General features: G+C 47.1%; 3 protein-coding genes and 2 pseudogenes. All 5 read right to left on the reverse strand.

Annotation, left to right across the window (positions count from 1 at the left end; all coding sequences use genetic code 11):
* Positions 1–150 precede the first annotated feature (150 nt).
* Entirely contained in the window at positions 151–1,317 is a 1,167-nt protein-coding gene (locus tag R7F07_RS24290; protein WP_318110581.1) for a MalY/PatB family protein, read from the reverse strand.
* A gap of 12 nt (positions 1,318–1,329) precedes the next feature.
* Positions 1,330–2,805, reverse strand: a complete 1,476-nt coding sequence (nhaC, locus tag R7F07_RS24295) for a Na+/H+ antiporter NhaC (RefSeq protein WP_020195535.1) — start codon at positions 2,803–2,805, stop codon at positions 1,330–1,332.
* Positions 2,806–2,942: 137 nt separating this feature from the next.
* Positions 2,943–3,953 carry a LacI family DNA-binding transcriptional regulator gene (locus R7F07_RS24300; protein ID WP_318110582.1) on the reverse strand — a complete coding sequence of 337 codons (1,011 nt, stop codon included), beginning with the start codon at positions 3,951–3,953 and terminating at the stop codon, positions 2,943–2,945.
* 244 nt (positions 3,954–4,197) lie between these two features.
* A pseudogene (locus R7F07_RS24305) lies at positions 4,198–4,853 on the reverse strand (IS6 family transposase).
* Between the two features lie 97 nt (positions 4,854–4,950).
* Positions 4,951–5,181: pseudogene (locus R7F07_RS24310) on the reverse strand (IS5/IS1182 family transposase); the annotation flags it as partial.
* Positions 5,182–5,258: the final 77 nt, after the last annotated feature.

Below are 5,258 nucleotides of genomic sequence, written 5' to 3' on the forward strand. Positions count from 1 at the left end.
CCGTATGAAATGGTGAATTTATCATCTCAGAACTAACGGCTGAGTGATAGGGAGGAAGTCCATTCCATACGCTAAGCCTCTTACCCCATAAACAAAAAGCCACGTCTCAATGCGAGAAGCGTAGCTTTGTGTTATCTGCTGTTTGTATAGCTAGCTTAGCGCGAGTTTGATTCTTACCAAAGCCTCATCCAGTGTTCCTGCTGGGCAGCCTAGATTAAGGCGAACAAAGCCAGAGCCTTCTTTGCCGAAAGCTATGCCCATGCTCGGGACAAGCCCTGCCGATACAAATTTTTGTTCCAGCTCGGAGTCGGTCACTTTAAGCGCACGACAATCTAACCAAGCCAAATAGCCTGCTTGTGGGGCGACAAATCTCACATCTGGCAGTTCCGTTTCTACAAACAGCTCAAGTTTAGCGATGTTGGCTCGCAGGTAGTCTTTTAAGTCCACCAACCAACCGGAGCACTCTTGATACGCGATAGTCGCGGCACTCATTGATAGACTATTGAACACGTCCATGCCATGCGCATCTAGCCTGCGAGTAAACAGTGCTCGGAGTGATTCATCTGGAATCATAAAGTTAGAGATTCGCAGTGAAGACAAGCCAAACGTCTTACTTGCAGCCGTAGCTACGATCAGACGTTTTGTGAGATTTTGTGGAAGACGCAAAGCCGAGTAGTACTGCATATCGCCAACCACTAAATCCCCCCATATTTCATCACTCAGCAGCCACACTTGGTATTGCTCACACAGCTCGGCAACCTTTGTCATTTCACTTTCAGACCAAACTCGCCCCGTTGGGTTATGAGGGTTGCAGAAGATCATTGCTTTTGCGCCATTAGCAAAGCAGGTTTCAAGATGATCAAAGTCGAGTTGATATTCACCGTCGGTTTCCTTCAGTGGGTTCTCGACGACAACACGATCGTTGAATTCAATGATCTTACGGAAGGAGCCATATCCCGGACTCTGCATCACGATGCCATCACCTTTGTCGGTGAGCATTTGTAATGCCATCGCGAGTCCAGGAAGTACGCCATGCACGGTAGTGATCCACTCACGCTCAACGTGGGTATCATGCTGGTTCTGATACCAATCGATAGTGGCTTGGTAGTACGCATCATCACGTTCTGCGTACCCAAAAATCCCATGCTCCACACGCTGTTGTAGTGCGTCTAGCACCACTTGTGGCGCTTTAAAATCGTAATCGGATACCCACATCGGGAGTAAATCCGTCCCAGCCAATCCCAGCTTTTGCTGCATAAAGTCCCATTTAACAGAGCCACTTTCCTTGCGGTTCAGAATTTGGTCGAAAGCGTTCATCAATGATTTACCTTATTTTGTTTCTACTGCTGGTGTATTTGAATGCTCTTCAGCAATCTGTTGTTCGTTTTGTTCTGGCTTGGCTTTTGCGATACCAAAGCCAGTGAAGCCATAAATCAGAGCGAAGATGACGCCGGTGTAACATTGAATCGCCCATGGTAGGTAATCCAACGTTGCCACGCCTAGCGTACCTGCCATGTAGATACCTGCGGCTGTCCAAGGAACCAATGGTTCGATAATGGTGCCTGCATCTTCGATGGTTCGAGACAGGTTCTTAGTGTCTAAGCCCATTTTGCGGTAAGCGTTTTGGAATAACTCACCCGGAATCAACAGCGCTAGCTTGCCGTCAGAAGTGGTGAAAACCACAGTGATGGTTGCCACAACGGTCGAAGCAATCAGCTGGCCCGTGGTGTGAATCGCATGTAGGAATTTGCCTAGCACCACGTTTAGTGCGCCAGTTAGGCTCAAAATACCAGCGAAGGCAAAGGCACAGAATACCAACAAAATCGTGCTCATCATTGAGAACAGACCGCCACGGTTAAGCAGTTTAGCGATATCTGGCACTAAGCCATTTACGCTGTGACCATTTGCCTCAAACATGGCTAGGTTGAAGCCGTCTACGTAAGCTTGGAAGCCTTGTTTTAGTGTGAAGTCTTGGAAAAACATGCCTAAAACAATCGCGATAGCCGATGCGCCAAGCATCAGTGGCAGAACTGGCTTCTTAGTTAACGCGCCCCATAGAATCATCACTGGCGGGATAAGAAGTAGAATGTTGAAGTTGTATAGATTATCTAAGCCTGAGATGATTTGAACAACTTTCTCTGGCTCGTGAATGTTCGCGATATCAGCGCTTTGACCCGCAAAGAAGAAGACGACAGACGCAATCACAAAGCCCGGTAGGGTGGTGTAAAGCATGTGTTGAATGTGTTCGTACAAGGTGGTGCCTGAAACGACAGGCGCAAAGTTGGTTGAATCTGATAACGGTGAGATTTTGTCACCAAAGTACGCGCCAGATACCACAGCACCAGCCGCAGCTGCGAGCGATACATCAAGACCTGCTGCCACGCCCATTAGTGCGACACCAACAGTACCTGCTGAGCCCCAAGACGTACCGGTACAAACGGAAACGACACTGGTCACAAAGAAAGCGGCAATAAGAATGTATTCAGGGCTGATGACTTTTAGTCCCCAGTAAACCATGTAAGGGATTGTGCCGCTGACCATCCAGCTGGCAATCAAACCACCAACCGAGACCAAAATCAGAATGACTGGCATCGCCTTCGCCAGCTTTTCTACGATGGCGTTAATGATGTCATCCCAGTTGTAACCGATCTTCCACGCGATAAGACCAGTAAAGGCAGCTGAAATCAGCAACAGAACTTCAATGCGAAGTCCAAGTATTCCGTATCCGACAGCCAGAAGCGCAAACATCACCGCAATAGGGGCGAGTGCTAATCCGAACGACGGCAGAGGCTTAGAATTTGTCATGTTATTTATCCTCAGTATCGATGTAGGGTTTGTTCGGAATGGATAGTAACGGTCACATAGCAGGCAAAATGAGAGCGGTGTGTTGTTTTCATGTAAGCGATTACATGAGGTGTACGAATGTAAGATTCATCACAGTTTTATCCGATCTTTTTTATTGCTTTGACGGTTTGGCGGCTGACTAAGCTTGCTTCGAATTGATGTAAGTTTGGTGGAGAATAACCATCTTTACTCAAATTTAGCGCCAGTTTCGCCGCATAAGTCGACATTTCATCAATCGGGTTATGCATGGTGGTCAATCGTGGGTAGAGGTAGCGAGCAAGTAACACATCATCAAATCCAACCACGGAGATATCATCTGGGACCGACAAACCCTGCTCATGCAAACTTGCCATTAAGCCCGCTGCCATTACGTCGTTAAATGTCACCACCGCAGTGACACCTGGACAGGATTGAATAAGCTGGCGACCTGCTTGTTCTCCTCCAGACTCGCTGAAGTTTTGGTTAATTACCCAACCCGTTGGGATAGCTAAATTGGCTGCATTCATTGCGTCTCGATAACCTTCAAGGCGGTCGGTTCGATCTTCAATGGGTAAGTCACTGGTGACACAGGCGATCTTGCGATGACCTTGCTGAATCAAATATTCGACCGATTTGCGCGCACCGACTCGGCTGTCTACCCAGACAGAACGATTGGAGATTTGTGCAATGGTGCGGTTGAGCAACACCATCGCCGGAAGCTGCGCTGCGTATTGCATCAGCGTGGTGTCATCGAGCATCTTTGAGTGTACGACCATAGCGTCACAACCCTGACTGATGAGAAAATCGAGCCCTTCTTTTTCTCGTTGCGCATTGTGCCCGCCGCTAACCACGACCAACTGGCAACCATTGGCACGGGCCACTTCTTCAACGCTCTTGGCGATCAAAGCGAAGAATGGATCGGCTAAGTTACCAGTTAATAGGCCAAGCGTATTATTGCTGCGGTTCGCTAACGCCGTTGCTCGTGCATCTCGGCGGTAGTTGAGCTCTTTAATCGCGCGCTCGACTCGTTCTTGCGTCACTGGTTCGACGTAACTGGTGCGATTGATAACACGCGAGACTGTTGCCGTAGATACGCCAGCCATGTCCGCGACGTCTTTCATGGTTGCCACTCGATTTCTCCAAGATGATAACAGGGTAAAACAAAGGAAGATGAAACGCAGTTGAGTGTAGCGGCTATTTATTGTTGGTTATGCTAGTAAGTTCAAAGGATAGAACTTTAGACTGTTTCCCATATTCGTTGATTACTGTTTCTATCTCTTTAACGGATTCTGTCGCAAATAGATGTAGTGACGTGACAGTTCAATCCTCCAGATACCATTATTCTGCGAGCCCATAAAAGCGCTCACAGACAGTTTATCCAGAAACATCTATCTGATCGCGTTTGAGCATCGTCCACATTTCTCGGCTATGAATACTTGTCATCGTTCCTTCAACTGACTTCCATTCCAAAGCTTGCCGAGTCTTCTGTTTAACCCAATGGTGGCTTTGTTCAACGATGTTATTCAGATATTTTATGTCCAGAGTTTCAACAAGTGACAGCATGAATTAACCCGTTAACCACAGTTGCACATTCAGGGCATCCAATGCTGCGTAGTTACTTTTGCTTCCGTTAATGACCACTTCCTCAGGCAAGCCATTTTGAGCCAACGCCTTATTCAGAAAGGCCTTCGCCGCAGCTTAATCACGGTTGGGACTGAGGTAATAATCCACGACAGCCCAAATTTATCGACAGCACGGTAGTAGAGCCACTTACCTTTGACTTTAATGTAGGTCTCATCCATCCGCCACGAGCCAGACACAGTCTTCTTTTTTACATCGAAAACAGTGCTCTAGGATAGGTGTGAATTTAATAACCCACGATTGATGGTGGCATGGTCCACAATCACGCTACGCTCGAGCTGTATGTCTTCAATTTCGCGATAAATGAGTTTGTAAGCTAGGTAGTAACGGATGGTTTCAAGAATAACTTCTGAGGGACAATGACAACCTTTAAACATTAAAGGACACATTTTTTGCTATTAAATGACTTATTTTTTGGGCTCTTTTCCGCTTGGCTTTGTTGCGTAATTCAGACGAGAAACCAAACCTCCTAAAGTTGAGCGACTTTTATACAATATACTGAGTTTCAGGCATACCAAGCCCTGTAAGTTTGTTCAGTGCTTTGATCATGGCGTAAGTCTCGCCAACCTGAGCGTTGTAATTTCTTAGACTTAATTTCCCACCTAGCAACTGTTTTACTCGGTACATTGCGGTCTCTGACAGAGAGCGCTTATGATAGCCATACCGCTTTTTCCACTTCTTGTTGGAGCCGTAGAGCTTCTGGCAACCTACCGCTAAGGGGTTCTAGGGATTTTCCCCTCTAAAAAGACATAATCCTCTGTAGACCACACCAATAAATGGCTGCGGAGGTGGGT

The sequence above is a fragment of the Vibrio sp. YT-16 genome (assembly GCF_033337405.1).
GTDB classification, from domain to species: Bacteria; Pseudomonadota; Gammaproteobacteria; order Enterobacterales; family Vibrionaceae; genus Vibrio; species Vibrio alginolyticus.

Excerpts from the sequence above, each read along its gene's own strand:
- R7F07_RS24290 (WP_318110581.1), bottom strand. The coding sequence starts at position 1,317 with ATGAACGCTTTCGACCAAATTCTGAACCGCAAGGAAAGTGGCTCTGTT.
- nhaC (WP_020195535.1), bottom strand. The coding sequence starts at position 2,805 with ATGACAAATTCTAAGCCTCTGCCGTCGTTCGGATTAGCACTCGCCCCT.